This is a genomic window from Paenibacillus sp. LBL, assembly GCF_029893715.1.
GTDB lineage: Bacteria > Bacillota > Bacilli > Paenibacillales > Paenibacillaceae > Paenibacillus_AQ > Paenibacillus_AQ glucanolyticus.
The window spans coordinates 62,177-79,433 of the sequence record NZ_JARXYU010000019.1; the positions used below are offsets into that span (position 1 = coordinate 62,177).

Sequence of the window (17,257 nt, forward strand, 5' to 3'; positions counted from 1 at the left end):
AGGCGCTTCCTATTTCTTTAAATTGAATAATACGGATAACCAGAGCGGGATCACTTGATCCATGGTCCAAAATGATTCAATGTGACGTCTGCACTTCTGCCCCATACCAGCCAGCTCGTGCTTCTGTCCGATCCACTGATGGATCGAAGCAATAAAATCTTCCGGGTTGTCGCTATCCAGTATCAACCCATACGCATCCGGATGAGCCGCGGCCTTTATGTTGCCCACATGAGTGCCTAGAACAGGCACTCCACATGCATAGGCCTCCAGCGCGGGTGCTCCGCTCCCCTCATTGGCTGCTGTGATCAGCAGCAGATCCAGCTGTTGATAGAATCTCGGCATCTCTTCATATGCATACGCTCCGGCTGTTTCCACGAACCTGATCCGTTCATCATTCCGGAAGTGCTCTCGGATGTGTTTATATAATGTATTATAATTTTTGGAACGTTTGGCAGGATCCCCGGCCCAGCCAACCACCAAGTGAGCACGGCCCTCGCGGGGCGTATCTAACGGTCGAAATAATCGGTGATCCACAAAATGCCCGATATACTGCACGTCTGCCTGCGGAGCAGTCACTTGCAAAGCGCGGCTCAGCCGCTCATTCATCGCGCCTATGACTCCAACTCGGGGTATGACTAACCCGAGGAATTCCGGATCGGGGATGAGCTCATTATTCGTCCATTCGCGATATGTCTCGTAATTCTGACTGAAGTAATAATAGGAGACTGCGGCAGAGGCATCAATACGAATATGCTTGAATATACAATAGGCGGCGATGCCCAGACACATCGCACATGTTCGGTCATAAGCCTGATTAAGCTCTTCGCTGCTGTGCTGCTCCAAATACCGATCCAGATCCTGAATGGACATCAGGTATAGATCAGGATGATGACGCTGTATGACCTTTGCATGTTTCCCTAATATCCACCAGTCCACATCATAGATCAGCAGATGCCTTCCCATGAATCGCACACTCCTTTTTGCTCATAATAGATTATATTCGTCTTCGAGCCTCCAAGTTTGCTCCTTGGACATAAATGATGAATTGGTCCATATTTGCATTAAAAAAAAGCCGCCCCTTGCAGATGATATTCTGCATGGTAACGGCTCTTTAGATGAAATGATGATCAAGCTGGATCAACTATCGACTAGACACTTTGATCCACGATATGCCTGTTCACTTCGTTAACGCTTAGTTGAATAAATCCCTTAAGCAAGCTCTGCAGCACTGCATAGACCAGCTCGGAATCCTGAAGCTCGTTCGCCTGAATCCGCCGCAAGCATTCCTGCACGCTCAGCCGGACCACGTCAATGTTCTCATATCCTTCGAGCTGTTGTTCAGCTTGTCTGATTCCGTCATCCGTATAATAGACATGCGCAATCTCATTGCATCTCCAGGATGCCGGGTACAGCCAGCCCAGATAAACAAGCTTGCCGCAAGTGCAGCCTGTTTCCTCCAGCAGCTCCCGGCGGGCTGCAGATTCCAGATCCTCCCCTTCATCAACGCCACCTCCAGGGAGCTGAATAACATCTTCATCCACGGCAGCGCGATATTGGCGGATCAGCAAAAACTCCTCACCTTGCTTAGCCAGAACAACAACGGATTGATGATGTTCCTTGGTATAATAGATTTTACCTGACGCTTCCTCGTAAATCGATATCCCATGATGACGAATCAACAATTTCGTTTTTCCCATGACGGTAGAATCCCCTTTTCAACCCTATGTATTTCGAGCTTCGAATTCTTCTCTCAGGAGGGAGAACAGATAAGAATCGTGGTATCCGCCTTTAAACCATAAGTGCTGCCGCAGATGCCCTTCCTGCTTCATTCCAATGCTGCGCATCACACCTGCTGACCCGACATTGCCGGGCCGGCACGTAGCAAATATCCGGTTCACGCCCAGCTCTTTGAAGCCGAACTCGGACATGGCTCTTGCAGCTTCCGTAGCATATCCCTGACGCCAGTAATGAGAATTCAAGCAGTATCCAAGCTCCGCATTCGTCTTGGAACGATGAAGACCCACACCGCCGATTAATCGGCCGTTTTCCTTCAGTACGATCGCTAACTCATAGCTGTCCCTGGGGTTCTGCTTCATCATCTGAAAAATCTCTTTCAAATAATTCGATGTATCCTCTTCCGTGTTCGGTCCCCACATCGTGTATTCAGTCACCAACGGATCTGAAGCATATGCGTGGATGCTTGCCCAATCCTCTTCCTGAAAATCCCGGATCATTAGTCTTTTCGACTCCATCTGCATATGGACGCACTCCTTGAAAACGGCTATCATTTCATGCCGCTACAGAAATTTTACTAATTATACCACATGGCTTTGAAGGTTACGTTATAAAAAAAGAAGCCTGGGCATGCTATTCGCCCAAGCTTCTTGCAACACGTAATGTCAGGATATACCATCCAGTTTTTCCTGGCTGCCGTGCGTATTGAATTTATGAAGATAACGGGAAAGCACGCCATGTTTTGGAGAGAACAGGAAGCTGATGAGAAATACGATTCCGGTTGCAAAAGCCATCGATCCTGAGATCGAGGTGTCCAGCCATACGGCGATATAGTAACCCGTGAATGCGGAGATCACGCCGAACGCTCCGCTTAACACCAGCATAATCGAGAGTTTATCCGTCCACAGATAAGCAGCCGCTGCAGGTGTTATCAGCATGGCCACCACCATGATTGCCCCCACGGCATCAAACGCGGCAACGGTTGTGATCGATACCAGCGACATGAATACATAATGCATCAACACCACGGGAATTCCGATGCTGGCGGCCAGAGCCGGGTCAAAGGATGTGATTTTCCATTCCTTGTAGAACGTCAAAATCACAATAACAACGACAAGTAATACGGCACCCAGCATAAAGGTTGCTTTCGGGACCTCACCTAACAACGGAACATGCATCAAATCCCATGGCACAAATGTAATTTCCCCCATGAGAGCATGCTTTGTATCCAGATGGGCATTGCCTACTTGGGTTGCAATCAGAATCACACCAATCGCAAACAGGGTAGTAAATACAACACCGATAGATGCATCCTGCTGGACGCCCCGGGAATTAAACCATTGAACGAGCACTGCGGTAAGCAATCCCGCCACAATAGCACCGATTAACATATGAGGACCACTTAGTTCCCTTGTGATGAGGAAAGCTGTTACGATTCCAAGCAGCACCGTATGGCTGATCGCATCTGCCATCATCGCCATTCTGCGCAGAATGAGGAACACCCCAACGATCCCGCAAGACAAACCGACAAGTGAGGCGGTCAATAATATCCATCCTGTATACGTCATTGATGGCTCCCCCTCTCCGACAGCTGTGGTTTTATAACGGCTTGATTGCTGGATTCGATATGCTCCTTTTTCTGGGAGCGCAGCTGCATCGCCTGGATAAGGAGTCCCTTCTCTGCACCAAATACGAGTGAAATGGTAAATAACACAGAGGAAGCGACTACGATGAATGGCCCTGTTGGCCATCCTTTTCCGAGTGTGCTGATCAACGTGCCGATAAATCCGGAGCCGCCGCCAAATACAGCAGACAGGATGACCATCGTTCTAAACGATTGTGTCCAGTATCTTGCACTGACTGCAGGGATGATCAGCATCGCTGCCATGAGAATGACGCCAACGGCCTGGATGCCGATGACAATCACGAGAACCAGCACCCCCATGTAAAGACTGTTCATCAGTCGGCTGTTCAGCCCCAAACCACGGGCAAAATCGGGATCGAACAGGAACAGTTTCCATTCCTTAAAACCGATCGACACAACCAGGATAACCAATACAGCCAGAATTAGCATCGTAAAGACATCCTTGCGCACCATGGACGCTGCCTGACCAAAAATAAAGTTATCAAGGCCACTTTGATTCCCGCCAGCCGTACGGTTAACAATCGTGAGCAGCATAATGCCTAAACCGAAAAATACGGATAAAATCATGCCCATTGCCGTATCTTCCTTAATGCGGCTGGAGGAACGAATCCACTGGATCATCCATGCCCCGATCAATGCGCTCACGGCTGCTCCGAGAATCATGACCAGCAGGTTCTTGCTCCCCGTCAATGCAAAAGCGATCACGACACCAGGCAGAGCCGCATGCGACAACGCATCACTCATGAGACTTTGACGCTTCCAATAAGCCAGACAGCCGATCATACCTGCTGCCATGCCTAATATCAATGTGCTTAACAGCACCCATTGCGTGTTCGGTGATAGTAGTGAGTTCAGCACAGGTTACGCCTCCTTCATCCAGCGAAGCGTACCGCCATATGCGCGGTATACATGCTCCTTCGTGAATGCTTCTTCCGTCTTGCCGTGCGCGATGACCGTACGGTTCAGGAGCAGAACATGGTCAAAATAATCCTCAACCGTTTGCAGATCGTGATGGACAACCATAACAGTTTTACCTGCCGTTTTGAGATCCTTCAGCGTGGTCATGATGGCTCTCTCGGTTGCTGCATCAACACCTGCAAGCGGCTCATCCATGAAGTATAGATCGGCATCCTGTACAAGCGCCCGGGCGAGAAACACCCGCTGCTGCTGTCCACCGGAGAGCTGGCTGATCTGTCGGCCGGCAAAATCGGCCATGCCCATCTGCTCAAGGGACGCCATTGCTTTCTCTTTATGGCTCTTGTTGGGACGTTTCAGCCATCCCACGCGGCCGTATAAACCCATCATGACAACATCCAGTGCGTCTGTTGGAAAATCCCAATCCACGGACCCGCGCTGCGGCACGTAGCCAACGCGGGTTTTGGTCTTGCTTAAGCTCGAACCGAAGAAGGAAACATCGCCAGATAGCTTCGGGTGAAGCTCCAGCATGACCTTTAACAGTGTCGATTTACCGGCACCATTCGGTCCGACGATACTGGTTAGAGAACCTTGCTCCACTTCAAAGGACACATCGTGAAGCACTTTATTTTTTCTGTAGGATGCATTGAGGCCTTGAACTTGGAGTACAGACATTTTATTCACCACTTCCTGTTAGTGCATGGTAAATCGTTTCGACGTTATGGCGGTACATTCCGATATAAGTTCCTTCCGTTGTTCCTGCTTCACCCATTGCATCGGAGAACAACTCGCCACCAAGCTTTAGATTAAGGCCATTCTTGGCGGCACCTTCGATGACGGCATTGATGGAAGCAGGATTGACACTGCTCTCAACGAATACGGCAGGGACTTTGTGCTGAAGCAAAATATCTATCGTTCCATTGATATCCGAGAGGCCGATTTCATCCTCCGTACTAAGACCCTGCAGGCCCACCACCTCCAGCCCATACATGCGGCCGAAGTATCCAAAGGCATCATGCGCGGTAACCATGATCCGCTGCTCTTCAGGAACCTGACTCAATTTATCCTTGGCTTCTGCTTGTAATTCGTCTAATTGCGCAAAATACTTCTGCTTGTTCTCTTCAAAATACGCCGCATCATCCGGTGACAGAGACTTCAGCTTCTCTACGGCAGAATCCAGGGAGGTTTTCCACAAATCGATATCAAACCACACATGGGGGTCTGTAGCCTGTGTATCATCCTGCAGCAGCTGATCCTTCGGAATGGCGTCAGCAATGGCCAGTACAGGTTTATTCTTGCCGATCTGCTCGAAAATTTCCGTCATATTTCCTTCCAGATGCAGCCCGCTGTAGAATATGACATCCCCGCTGTCCAGTTTCTTGATATCACCTTGAGTTGCGTTATATAAATGCGGATCAACGCCTGGTCCCATCAAGCTGAGTACCTCCACGCGGTCTCCCCCGATAACGGAGATCGGTTCCGCAATCTGTCCAATGGTTGTGACTACACGAATTTTCTTATCGGGCTGCTCGCCTGCCGCACCCTCCTGATCAACTTCCCCCGTTGCGCATGCAGATAATACCAGCAGCAAACTCAGTATGGCAGCCCCTATCAATATCCTGGTTCTTCTAGTCCCCTTGTTCTTCATCTTCTTCTCCTCCACTCCAATAAATGATGAGTTCGCTCAATTCATTCAGATAAAATGTATAATCCTCTAAAACTCGTCCTGCCATTTGCCAATTATTTTGCTCTTGTGCAACTTTAATTCCCATGTACAAAAAATAATCCATCTATAGGCTTTTGTCAATGCAAATTTTATACTTTTTTGGTTCTCACCCTTCCTCTTCTTTTAGGAAAAGCTTGTTTTCATTAGTTTAATCGATGATTTACAGCTTGTTTTTTCATATGCGCAAAATATTTAGCTCTATATAAATATTTTAATATGATTGAAATGAAATCAGCTCCGCGACCGCAAAAAGACGACTTCTCATGAAGAGAAATCGTCTTTTTGATAATCCTGATTCAGATCTAGCTTAATATTCCACACCGCGCACTTTAGAATAGATCTTCAAGTGAGAAAATCCGCCGGAATCATTAGGTTTCACATTACGCAATACACCTTCCAATGTGAAACCGCAGTTCTCCGCGACTCTGACACTTCATTCATGTCTGGAAAAGACAACAAGATCGGATTTTTTCCCATTGGTGTTTCCATTCCCATTCAATCCTTCTCCTTGTTTAGCCACAGACTATCCAAAAAAACGGATATGTGCGAGTTTGGTTCTTATTCGGTCGATTGTTTTCTTAGCAGGGCTTCGATGATCGGGTAAAAGATCCACACGCGCCAAAGCGCCAATTGTCTCCACCACTGCATCAATCGTTAAATGGTCGGTATCAATATGATGGCGGAACACTTCACTTGAGAAACCGTCGATGCAGCGATCAATTTGCTGTGCAGCCCATGAGTTTGGACCTTCCCCTCTGCTTCGCAAACGTCGGAGGAGTATTTCCTTGGATGCGCACAGTGTAAAGTGCTGCACTGCAACCCCATCGCGTCTTAAATGACCGACAATTTCATTGAAATAATCAGCATTTGTTATCGTCATCGGTGCAATGATTAATTGATTGGATTCCTGATCCAGATACTTAAACATGGAGTAGTTGAATTCCCTCCACATGGGATAGTGCTGGAAATCACCACGTTTGACATCGGCTGGTAGATTGTCCCGAATGAAGTAACCGGCATTCTCAGGATCATACACATACGAATTCGGAATTCTTCGGTGAAGCTCGTACGCTGCCTGGGTCTTACCGGAACCAAATGCTCCGTTAACCCATATAATCATCGGTGAATCCTCCCTTCTAAGCAGGGTTATGCGCAAGGATTCTGACATCCCTTAGTACCGGAATCATACATCTTTAAGGAGGCAATTACTCTTTTTTAAGAAAATCCGGTCTTCGGCTCAACGTCTTCCCGTGGTCACGGACAAAACCATATTGCTCATAGAGACCATGGGCATCTTGTGTTGACAAGATTCCAAATAAATTGCGGTAAGTTTCATGGGTGGTAATCGTTTCGATTAATTTCTTACCCACACCCAGTCCGCGGCAGGCAGTATCCACAAACACATCACATAACCAATATACCGTGGCACCATCGGTAACGACTCGGGCAAAGCCGATCTGATGATCGTCATAATAAGCCCCAAAGCATGTAGAACCTTCAAGCGACTTCTGGATTTTCTCCTCTGACCGTTCCTTAGCCCAGTAGCTCTGGCGCAGAAAGTGCACAATTGCCTCAACATCCAACAGTGCGGGGTCACTGCTAATCAAGACCTGTTTTATGTCGATGTCCTTCATCGATCCGTTAACTCTTTTTCCCCGAGCCAAAAGCGATAACATAGTTGTCCGGATCTTTAATCGCAAAATCCTTCCATACGCCCCAATCCGCCTCCATTAATACCGGCTCCTGTACCACTTCTGCCCCTTTGGAGGTCAACTCTTCATACAATTCATCAAGTTCATGATGTGTATCCACATATGCATAGGTATCCCATGGCGTCTGTTGATCCTTGCCTGCTTGGTTTGGCGTTACGTCTGTAGCAGAATTCGCCTGAAGCAATTTGAAGCCGAGCGCAAAATCATCCCGCACAGCCCAGACGTCGTTCACGTCACATCCAAGCACCTCTTCGTAAAATAACTTGGAACGGGTAAGGTCTGATACTAAACGAACTTGAACCGAGAATTGAATTTTGCTCATTAGATCATCTCCAGCTATATTTTTCTTCCATAATACAACCGTCCAGTTCGCTTAACAAGAACTTTCCGTAAGTGGGAGCGTCCCGCCCTTCAACCTATCCAGACCGGCAGATGAATGGAACTTATGCAATCGGAGTTCCGTTGGGGAGGTCGAAATCCGGCTTCAGGAGCACAACATCCCCCTGCTCCGGAACTCCGCCGATGACGAGAACCTCAGAATCATAGCCCGCGATCCGCCTAGGTGGGAAATTCACGATTGCTACCACTTGTTGTCCTACGATCGAATTCTCATCATACCGCTTCGTAATCTGCGCACTGGTTCGTTTAATCCCAAGCGGCCCGAAATCGATCTTCATCTTAATAGCCGGAACACGGGCTTTAGGGAAGGGTTCTGCCTCTATAACCGTTCCGACTCGAATGTCCAATTGGGTGAAATCCTCAATAGTTGCCATAAACGATATCTCCTTAGTGAGTAATGAAGCATGTAATGTACACTCCACAACACGAAATTTTTTATGAAACATCTTATCATTGGGGTACGTGGCACTTCAAGGGAGAGATCCGTTAAATAGGTTTTGTCCCTGATAAATCAAACAAGAGACCACCTCAGGCGCTCATTATGATTTATGACTTCATGCTGGAATTCTTACTAAATTATACCTTAAAACCATCCGCGAAGAGCATAGTCATCGCAATCATATCCGCATAATTTTACCTGTATGTACAAAACCTAGGAACAAATAAACGTGAGTCCCTGACTCACCTCACAGGAGATGGAATTATGCAGGGTTGGCATAAAATTAAAAAATACCTCGTAGCTGACCTGTCTCAGACCCAAAATCCAAATGCTCCATTCGCATTGAGACCTTTAAAAAATGATGAAGATGCCGGATTGTTGAATGGACAAGAACCTGCCAGCATGCCACAAATCAAGCCTTTGCTTGGGGATAATGGTCCCCTCGCGATGACGTCGACATTAGAGCAGAATATCAATTGGCTCAAGGGGCATTTCTCATATCCTCAGAACAGCGGATTGGTCTTTCGTCCTTTTGTCATCGAACAAACAGGGGCGGTGGTTCAGGGCATGATTGTCCACTTGGAGAGTCAGGTGGATTCGCAGCATCTCAACCAATTCGTCATTCATCCCTTGATCAATGCCAAGCTGACGGAGGATCAGCCTTTAAGCGTGGATACTTTGAAAACTCATATTGTCACAGACTGTCATTTAACATCAACCTCTTATTTCGGGGAAATCGTCCATGAGATTCTGAACAGTTCCGCCGCTATTCTCATCGATGGGTTAGATACTGCGATTCTGGCTGATGTCAAAGGCGGTGAGAAAAGAGGTCTTGAAAGTCCAAAAACGGAAAATGTAGTGCGCGGTCCACAGGTAGGCTTCACTGAAGATATGCAAACCAATTTGTCTTTGCTCAGAGGACGTCTTAGCACTTCCGATCTGATCGTTGAATCCGGTGTTGTAGGCACGGTCTCCCAAACAGCCGTTTCTATTGTGTATCTGAAATCTATCACGAATGCCGAACTGGTCAACGAAGTTCGCCGGCGTATAGCCGCAGTTCGGATCGACTACATCGGGGATAGCGGAATGCTAGAACAATTGATTGAGGATAAGCCCTATTCCATATACCCGGGGATGCTTAGTACAGAGCGTCCGGATCATACGGCAGCTCAAATTGCGGATGGCTATGTTGCAATTCTGGTTAACAACTCGCCCTTCGCTCTCATCGTACCGACACAATTCCCGCTGTTCCTGCAAACCGCCGAAGACAGATATCTTCGTTGGCAATACAGTTCCTTCCTGCGAATCATACGGGCGATTGGATTTCTCATGTCCCTTTATTTACCAGCGGTTTACGTGGCGATTGCTAACTTCCATCATGAGATGATACCGACTACTCTCGTTCTTGCCATTGCGGGGACACGCGAATCGATTCCGCTTCCCGTGGCGGCAGAAGCATTTCTTCTGGAATCCATGTTTGAGCTGATCCGGGAAGCAGGCGTCCGCATTCCGAGTGTCATCGGTCCCACAATCGGTATTGTCGGCGCTCTTATCCTGGGACAAGCCGCTGTCCAAGCCAATATTGTAAGTCCGATCATGGTTATCGTGACAGCCGCCACGGCGCTCGCATCTTATACCATTCCTAATTACAATATGCAATTCACAACGCGAATCCTCCGTTTCGTTTATTTGGCATTCGCATCTTTTATGGGATTAATCGGCATCGTCTTGCTCTCCATCATTCTCTGGACAAGCTGGATGTCTGTGAACCGATTCGGCGTACCGAGTCTGGCACCCCTTACTCCTCACCCTAAAAATGAAAATACACTGCTTCGCGGCCCCCTGCAGAAACCGCTCGCGCGGCCCTTCTCTGTGCGCCCGCAACGATCAAAGAAAAAGCCGGATGGACAAGACGGTGCTCCCGAGCAAGGGGGAGAAAACTAATGTACCAGCATCATATCGGAATAAGGGAAGCCGCATCCATTGGGATCATTTTCATCATCACCAAGATATTCCTTCCTTTTCAGAGATCACTGGCGGAAGCAGGAGGTACGGCAGGATGGATGATAGCCATTATCGCCGCCATCTTCTGTCCGTTGACGTGGTGGGCGATCCGCGGTGTTCTCCGGAATGCGAAGCAAGGCTCCACGCTGATCGAAGCTACGGAAGAAATATGGGGCCCCTGGGTGGGGACCTTTTTGAATCTCGCTTACTTTTGCTTTTTCTTTGCGATAACCTTTCTCGTGCTGCGTGAATTTTCGGAGCTTCTATCCTCCGATATTTTACCGCGTACGCCGATGAATATGATTCTGATCTTTCTGATCGTTCCGATCGCCTTTGTAGCGTACTGCGGAATCGAGTCATTGGGCCGAATCTGCTGGCTTACCATTGGTTTGATTATCGGAAGTGTGCTGATTGTGCTGATTGGTGGTCTGCTGACACACGCAGAGCCCAGTGCGCTGTCCCCTTTTTGGGGAACGGGGAAATCCAGGATCATCATGAGCGGGATTGCCAAAAGCTCACTGTTCTCGGAGATGCTGGTCTTTGGTTTCCTGCTGCCCCGAATGCGCAAATCCCGGGAATGGGGACGTGCGGTCTGGTGGTGCATCGCAATCTCATCCATCACCCTATTCAGCACCACTATTGTCTATCTTTATGTATTCCCGTATCCAACCGCCATTCGATTAAACGTTCCGATGTTCGAAGTCAGCCGACTGATTATATTCGGCAGGTGGATTCAACGCCTGGAGAGTCTGTTTCTGATTGCCTGGCTGATTAGCGCAGCCCTTAAACTGGCCATAGGATTATATTGCACCGCGGCCACCATGTCTCAGATTCTGCGATTACCCAGGGTCCAAACCCTCATCTTTCCACTTACACTGCTTGTTTATGGATTTGCGTTGCTCCCGAACAATGAAATGACAGCCGTGTCATGGGATGGCGGGTTTTTGCGTACCTATGGATCTATCTTCTCCATAGCTCTACCCATGTTGACCTGGTTCGCCGGAATCATGAGGCACAGAATGAGGAGACGAACTGCATGAAACTTATGAGACGGATCATTCATTGCCTTCTCATCCCTGCGATATGTATTCCCATGCTGACGGGTTGCTGGGATCGGCTGGATCCAGAGAACATGGCCTTTATTATGGCAATTGGAGTGGACACCGGCCCGAAAAATGACTATATCTATACATTTGCCGTCGCCATGCCGAAAGCCAGCAGCGGAGCAACTGCTTCAAGCGTAAGTGGATCGGATCAGAGCAGCAATAAGGTCGTCACAATCTTCTCTGAGGAAGGAGCCAATTTGTCTGCTGCCCTGCTGACAAGTCAAAGTTTTGTCGCCAGACGACTAACCTTGATCCACTCCAAAGCCCTTGTCCTAGGGGAAGAGCTTGCGCGTCAAGGCATCCTTCCTGTTGTTGGCGAGGTTGTTCGGAATACGGAGTTTAGGCGGAACGTTAACATCCTGACAACGAAGGGTCGTGCCCAGGAATATATGCATTACATTAAACCCAAGATGGAAAATGACATTAATCTATGGTTCGAACTGGAATTAGACCCTCACAATATAGGGGCAATTACACCCAAGCAGGCACGATTTCATGATTTTATATTGGACATGGAACAGCCGGGTAACGGCGCAACGTCCATTTTAACGGCTGCGCGGCCTGATATCGACAAGGGCAGTGAGAACTTGCATGATGGTGAATCTGCCAACAATTCAAATACAAGCCAGCCACTGGTTAGTGAGCATAAAGCGGGAGATTTACCAAGAGCTGGAGAAGTTCCTATCGATTTTTTTGGCACCGCAGTGTACAAGGGGCAGAAATTACGGGGATTCCTTAACGGTATGGAGACCAAAACACTGAATATGCTGCGCGGCCAGTTCGAGAAAACCGTATGGGAATTTCGCGACCCTTCCGATCCGAAGCTGAACATCAGTATCAACATGGGCACACTCACCAATAAAGTCATGCATGCACAACGTTTCGATGATCATATTCAGATCATCTTCAATATTACGATGGAAGGTGATCTGTTAGGTTCGGTTTCCGATGTTGATTATACCCAGTCGGAAAATACGAAGAAGCTGGAAACATCCATCGAGGAGCAATTAAAGGAAAGAGCTTCTAAACTGCTAAATAAAATGCTGTATAAATGGGAAGTCGATTGCTTCCACATCGGGAATCAGATTCGCGGCAGCTTTCCCACTCTTCAGGATTGGTACGCCTACAAATGGAGAGATCACATCCACACGGCCAAATACGACCTTAATATCCAATTCAAGATGAGAACGTTCGGAGACCAAGTCGGTCCCGTCATTGAAGGAGACCAGATGACAGAATGATGCTTCAGATTGCCAAGCTTACTTTGGTCGGAATCTTTTCCTTGTGGGCAGCCTTCTATGTTGGAAGTCTGACCCCTCAGCTATGGCGTCAAAAAAATTACCGCGGAGCCATCGGTGCTGCGGTTCTTGCGGGTATGACCATGGTCGTGCCAGTCCTGTTTACGCTGCTGAATGAATACTAGTCCATCCCTGCAATCAAGCGGAGCAGAGATTTATCTCCGCTTCTTAAAGTCGGAGACCTCCCTCGTCAGGCTTCATTTGCTGCTTAATTCTTCCTGTTTATGTTATCATTACTACCGAGGATGCTTTAAAGCGCAGCTGTATGCAGTTCCTCGTAAAGCAAATTCAAAGGTTTCATTAATTGATGACAAGGGAGAAGATGCACTATGGCACAAAATGAAACTCAGCGACCGTCTCGTGTGGTTATTATCGGGACAGGAGCGGTTGGAGCAACGACTGCGTATACCTTGTTCTTACGAGAGAGAGTATCTGAGCTGGTGTTGATCGATGCGAATCACGATAAAGCGCTTGGTGAAGCCTTGGATATGAACCATGGTCTCCCCTTTGCAGGAGGAGTTAAGCTGTGGGCTGGAGATTACAGCGATTGCAAGGATGCAGATATCATTGTCATTGCAGCAGGCTCCAACCAAAGACCCGGCGAGACACGGATTGATCTGCTGAAGCGAAATACGGCCATATTTGACGATATTATTCAGAACATCGTGGAATACAATGACCACGGCATCATTCTTGTAGCTACCAACCCGGTGGATATTCTGTCTTACGTTACTTTGAAAAAGAGCGGTTTCCCTGTAAATCGGGTTATCGGTTCGGGTACGCTTCTGGATAGCGCCAGATTCCGCTATTTGATCGGACAGAACAAAGGAATTAATCCGCGCAGCATTCACGCCCATATTGTCGGAGAACATGGCGATTCCGAGCTGCCGCTGTGGAGCATTGCCAACATAGCCGGTATCGGCATTGATTTGTCAGATGATGAAAGAGATGATATTTTTGACCGGACCAAGAATGCTGCCTATGAAATCATCAATGCAAAAGGCTCTACCTCTTATGCAATCGCGTTAGCGCTTGACCGGATCATCGTCTCCATACTGCAAAATGAAGGGTCGGTGCTTAATGTGTCGACACTGCTCACCGATTATCACGGCGTGTCTGACGTATACCTGGGCGTGCCTTGTGTGGTTGACCGCACAGGGGTAAGGGAAATTCTCAATCTTGAGTTCAATGACGAGGAGCTCACCCAATTTCACGCTTCCGCTAATAAGCTAAAGGAACAGATCTCCAAAATCTTTGAATAACGCCCAAGGCTTAGCGGATCCGTGATCCGTAAAGCCTTTTTTTCGTCCAGCACAGGGATAATATCATGGTCACTGAGGACAAAATCAGCTCACCGTAAAGACAGAAAAGGCGCTATAAATGAGAAGCAGCCCCATAAGTATATTGAATGGGCGTTCATATCGGGACAAAAGGCTCTGAAACAGCGAACCGCATAATGCCCAGGTCATGTTAGCGCAGAGGCCGACCAGCGTGAGTATCACCGAGAATAATGCCAGATGGGCATGCGATGAATAGAAAGGAATAACGAATGTTGAAATCGCCGTAATTCCGTATAAAATGACCTTGGGATTGATGAACTGGAAGATGAATCCGAAGAAAAAGCTGTTGAAGCCCTCCTCCTTATCGCCCCGCTCCTGTGGTTGGCTGCGTATGATTTTTACGGCCAGATAGAGCATATACAGACATCCAATGATATTCATTACGAATTGGATCTTCGGGATGAATTGATATAATACCAGATTGAAATAACTGGAGAGCAGCATAATGACCAAACATCCGGCAGCTACCCCACCTATAAATTGCAGCGTTTTTCTAAAACCATGATTTCGTGCGTTGGTCATTGAAATGATGTTGTTGGGACCTGGCGTGAATGAAGCGACAATCGCATAAGTCAACAGCGGAACGATAAACAAACTACCCACCCCTTTCTTGTATGTGTGTATGATATAATGTAATGAAATGTACGTTATAACGTACGTACGCTATGATTATACATTAAGTATGTTATAACGCACAATATGTATACGAAGGTGGTTGATGACGTTGAAACCCATTCATCTTATATTGGCTCATAATTTGAAGAGTCTCAGAGAGCAAAGAAAGCTGAGTCTGGATAAAGTCGCGGAACTGACCGGAATCAGCAAGACCATGCTGGGGCAGATTGAACGCGGCGAATCCAGTCCCTCCATCACAACCGTATGGAAGATTGCGAACGGGCTGAAGCTTTCATTCACTTCCCTGATCCATGAACCCTACTCGAATACAGTCGTGGTATCAAGGGATGATGCGCAGGCACTAATAGAAGATAATGGAAGGATTCGGATTTATCCGCATTTCCCTTTTGAGGACGGACGGCGCTTTGAGATGTATTCCCTCGAAATGGACAAGGGCGGTTATCTTACCGCCGAGTCCCATATCGAGGGTACTGAGGAGTTTATCACCGTATTCCAAGGAGAACTTACGGTGCGCATCGATAACGAAGAATATACAGTGGGCCATGGTGAAGCGATTCGATTCACAGCAGACAAACCCCATGTTTACCACAATTCCGGCGATTCCTTGAATCGCTTGAGCATGGTTATCCATTATCCCAAGTAACAGTAGGTGTGAATTTCATAAACGCAAAACGCACCCTCTATCAGAGGGTGCGTTACGTTGTATATGAAGCCATCTCTTCACCGTCGCAATGAATTTGCGCTGACTACGCCGTATCGGGACAATAGCTTTCGGCCCAGCAATCCGACAGCACGATCTGTCAGGAATCCCATGAATCCGAGGCAGATCAGCCCGACAAAGATCCAGTCCGTACGGAAGAACAAACGTGAATTCCAGATCAGATAACCCACTCCTTCATTGGAAGCAATCATCTCTGCTCCGATAATGGCCATGAACGATGTTCCCATCGCAAGCCGAATGCCGGTGAACATGTACGGTACCGTTGCAGGTATGATCACATGAATCACAATCTGCCACTCCGAAGCACCCATGCTGCGGGCGGACCTTATCTTATCCTCTTCCACTGACAAGACTCCGGTCAACGTGTTCAGGACCACAATGAAGAAGGTCGCATACAGAATAAGCATGACTTTGGATGTCTCCCCAATCCCGAACCAGACCAGGAACAAAGTGATGAATGCGATGGGCGGAATGAACCGGATGAAATTAAGGAAGGGTTCCGCAAAGACCCGAATCGTCCCAACCTTCCCGATAACAAGTCCAGCCGGGATCGCGATCAGACTCCCAAGCGTCCACCCGAGCAGCACCCGGTATGAACTGATTCCGATGTACTGTAACAAGGTGCCATCCATCAATAGTTCGTATCCGCCTTTCGCAGTATAGATCGGTCCCGGCAGAATTTCGGGTCCGTACACAAGGGACAGCAGCTGCCATATCCCAAGTCCGGCCATCCAGAACAGGATGTGCAGCAACCCTTTTTTTAGTCTGTTGCTCATGTGGTCTTCACCTTCTCTCTACTCATCAAAGTGCGATTGGATTTGGTTGTACAGCGTATGAAAGCCGGGATCTGACAAGTCTCTCGGGTAGGCAAGCGGCACCTCGTAGATGTCCGTTATTCGGGAGGATGGACTCGCTGACATGATGCCGATTCGTCCCCCCATCAGAAGCGCCTCCTGGATATCATGCGTCACGAAGATAACGGTTTTGTCCGTGTCTTGCCATATCCGCACCAATTCCCGCTGCATCGTTCGCCTTGTCATGGCATCCAATGCACCGAAGGGTTCATCCATGAGCAGAATTGCGGGATCATTGGATAGTACCCGAGCGAGCTGAACGCGCTGTTTCATCCCGCCCGACAGCTCTCTTGGATACTTGCTCTCATGGCCTGAAAGCCCCACCAGCGAGATGAATTGATTGGATATTTCCTCTCTCTTCGCCACAGGAATTCGTTTCATGCGGAGACCAAATTCCACATTTTCTCTAACGGTAAGCCATGGAAACAACGAAGAATCTGCCTGCTGGAATACAACCGCGCGGTCTTGGCCCGGGCGCTCCACCTCCTTCTCCCCCACTCTCACTTGACCGGAGGTCTTGGATACGAAGCCCGCAATCAGACTGAGCAGCGTTGACTTTCCACACCCGCTCGGACCCAGCAGAACAAAGAATTCTCCGCCCTTTACCGCCAGATTGACATTTTGGATAATATAATGCAAATCACCGGCTGTGGGCTGTGCGTAGCTCTTATTCAACCGTTCGATATGGATTTCATTCTGACTTGACAGGGCTCTCATCGCCTTCATCT

21 protein-coding genes are annotated in these 17,257 nt (G+C 48.0%); 6 read left to right on the forward strand and 15 right to left on the reverse strand.

Features of this window, described 5'->3' with window-relative positions; translation table 11 throughout:
* Positions 1-9: 9 nt before the first annotated feature.
* From M2277_RS26970 to csaA, 12 genes are all read right to left on the reverse strand, one after another.
* On the reverse strand, positions 10-963 hold the full coding sequence (locus M2277_RS26970) for a glycosyltransferase family 4 protein (RefSeq protein WP_280756071.1): 954 nt from the start codon (positions 961-963) through the stop codon (positions 10-12).
* A 185-nt stretch (positions 964-1,148) separates the two neighbouring features.
* A complete protein-coding gene (locus M2277_RS26975) occupies positions 1,149-1,697 on the reverse strand; it encodes an NUDIX hydrolase (RefSeq protein ID WP_063479514.1) in 549 nt (182 codons plus the stop codon).
* A 24-nt stretch (positions 1,698-1,721) separates the two neighbouring features.
* On the reverse strand, positions 1,722-2,258 hold the full coding sequence (locus M2277_RS26980) for a GNAT family N-acetyltransferase (RefSeq protein ID WP_063479513.1): 537 nt from the start codon (positions 2,256-2,258) through the stop codon (positions 1,722-1,724).
* Positions 2,259-2,399: 141 nt separating this feature from the next.
* Positions 2,400-3,302 (reverse strand): metal ABC transporter permease, encoded by a 903-nt coding sequence (locus tag M2277_RS26985; protein ID WP_063479512.1) that lies wholly within the window; start codon positions 3,300-3,302, stop codon positions 2,400-2,402.
* Entirely contained in the window at positions 3,299-4,237 is a 939-nt protein-coding gene (locus M2277_RS26990) for a metal ABC transporter permease (RefSeq protein WP_006210737.1), read from the reverse strand. Before M2277_RS26990 ends, M2277_RS26985 begins: the two co-directional genes overlap by 4 nt.
* Positions 4,238-4,240: 3 nt before the next feature.
* Complete coding sequence (locus M2277_RS26995) at positions 4,241-4,969, reverse strand: metal ABC transporter ATP-binding protein (protein ID WP_063479511.1); 729 nt, start codon at positions 4,967-4,969, stop codon at positions 4,241-4,243.
* A gap of 1 nt (position 4,970) precedes the next feature.
* Positions 4,971-5,942: a metal ABC transporter solute-binding protein, Zn/Mn family gene (locus M2277_RS27000; RefSeq protein WP_040680720.1), complete on the reverse strand. Its 972-nt coding sequence runs from the start codon at positions 5,940-5,942 to the stop codon at positions 4,971-4,973.
* Entirely contained in the window at positions 5,923-6,066 is a 144-nt protein-coding gene (locus M2277_RS27005; RefSeq protein ID WP_280756072.1) for a hypothetical protein, read from the reverse strand. Before M2277_RS27005 ends, M2277_RS27000 begins: the two co-directional genes overlap by 20 nt.
* 477 nt (positions 6,067-6,543) lie before the next feature.
* Positions 6,544-7,140, reverse strand: coding sequence for an AAA family ATPase (locus tag M2277_RS27010; RefSeq protein ID WP_006210742.1), 597 nt, complete (start codon positions 7,138-7,140; stop codon positions 6,544-6,546).
* A gap of 85 nt (positions 7,141-7,225) precedes the next feature.
* Positions 7,226-7,654 carry a GNAT family N-acetyltransferase gene (locus M2277_RS27015; RefSeq protein ID WP_280756073.1) on the reverse strand — a complete coding sequence of 143 codons (429 nt, stop codon included), beginning with the start codon at positions 7,652-7,654 and terminating at the stop codon, positions 7,226-7,228.
* 7 nt (positions 7,655-7,661) lie between these two features.
* Positions 7,662-8,054, reverse strand: a complete 393-nt coding sequence (locus M2277_RS27020) for a VOC family protein (protein ID WP_006210745.1) — start codon at positions 8,052-8,054, stop codon at positions 7,662-7,664.
* 121 nt (positions 8,055-8,175) lie between these two features.
* Positions 8,176-8,505: a chaperone CsaA gene (gene csaA, locus M2277_RS27025; protein WP_006210746.1), complete on the reverse strand. Its 330-nt coding sequence runs from the start codon at positions 8,503-8,505 to the stop codon at positions 8,176-8,178.
* 329 nt (positions 8,506-8,834) lie between these two features.
* Between csaA and M2277_RS27030 the strand changes: the two genes are divergently transcribed.
* The 5 genes from M2277_RS27030 to M2277_RS27050 all read left to right on the forward strand — a co-directional run bounded on the left by M2277_RS27030 (position 8,835) and on the right by M2277_RS27050 (position 14,240).
* Positions 8,835-10,514, forward strand: a complete 1,680-nt coding sequence (locus M2277_RS27030) for a spore germination protein (RefSeq protein WP_280756074.1) — start codon at positions 8,835-8,837, stop codon at positions 10,512-10,514.
* Entirely contained in the window at positions 10,514-11,614 is a 1,101-nt protein-coding gene (locus tag M2277_RS27035) for a GerAB/ArcD/ProY family transporter (protein ID WP_063479508.1), read from the forward strand. The genes M2277_RS27030 and M2277_RS27035 overlap by 1 nt, the downstream gene beginning before the upstream one ends.
* Positions 11,611-12,921 carry a Ger(x)C family spore germination protein gene (locus tag M2277_RS27040; RefSeq protein ID WP_063479507.1) on the forward strand — a complete coding sequence of 437 codons (1,311 nt, stop codon included), beginning with the start codon at positions 11,611-11,613 and terminating at the stop codon, positions 12,919-12,921. The genes M2277_RS27035 and M2277_RS27040 overlap by 4 nt, the downstream gene beginning before the upstream one ends.
* A complete protein-coding gene (locus M2277_RS27045) occupies positions 12,918-13,103 on the forward strand; it encodes a hypothetical protein (protein ID WP_006210750.1) in 186 nt (61 codons plus the stop codon). The genes M2277_RS27040 and M2277_RS27045 overlap by 4 nt, the downstream gene beginning before the upstream one ends.
* A gap of 204 nt (positions 13,104-13,307) precedes the next feature.
* Positions 13,308-14,240 (forward strand): L-lactate dehydrogenase, encoded by a 933-nt coding sequence (locus tag M2277_RS27050; RefSeq protein WP_280756075.1) that lies wholly within the window; start codon positions 13,308-13,310, stop codon positions 14,238-14,240.
* 84 nt (positions 14,241-14,324) lie between these two features.
* Here M2277_RS27050 and M2277_RS27055 read toward each other — a convergent pair whose 3' ends face one another.
* On the reverse strand, positions 14,325-14,912 hold the full coding sequence (locus M2277_RS27055) for a LysE family transporter (RefSeq protein WP_063479506.1): 588 nt from the start codon (positions 14,910-14,912) through the stop codon (positions 14,325-14,327).
* A 130-nt stretch (positions 14,913-15,042) separates the two neighbouring features.
* Here M2277_RS27055 and M2277_RS27060 point away from each other — a divergent pair, with 130 nt between their 5' ends.
* A complete protein-coding gene (locus tag M2277_RS27060) occupies positions 15,043-15,597 on the forward strand; it encodes a helix-turn-helix domain-containing protein (protein ID WP_280756076.1) in 555 nt (184 codons plus the stop codon).
* Positions 15,598-15,674: 77 nt separating this feature from the next.
* On the opposite strand, the gene M2277_RS27065 is transcribed toward M2277_RS27060, so the two are convergent.
* Together M2277_RS27065 and M2277_RS27070 are read right to left on the reverse strand one after the other, a co-directional pair.
* Positions 15,675-16,451: an ABC transporter permease gene (locus M2277_RS27065; protein WP_280756077.1), complete on the reverse strand. Its 777-nt coding sequence runs from the start codon at positions 16,449-16,451 to the stop codon at positions 15,675-15,677.
* Between the two features lie 18 nt (positions 16,452-16,469).
* Positions 16,470-17,246 carry an ABC transporter ATP-binding protein gene (locus M2277_RS27070; RefSeq protein WP_280756078.1) on the reverse strand — a complete coding sequence of 259 codons (777 nt, stop codon included), beginning with the start codon at positions 17,244-17,246 and terminating at the stop codon, positions 16,470-16,472.
* Between the last annotated feature and the right edge of the window lie 11 nt (positions 17,247-17,257).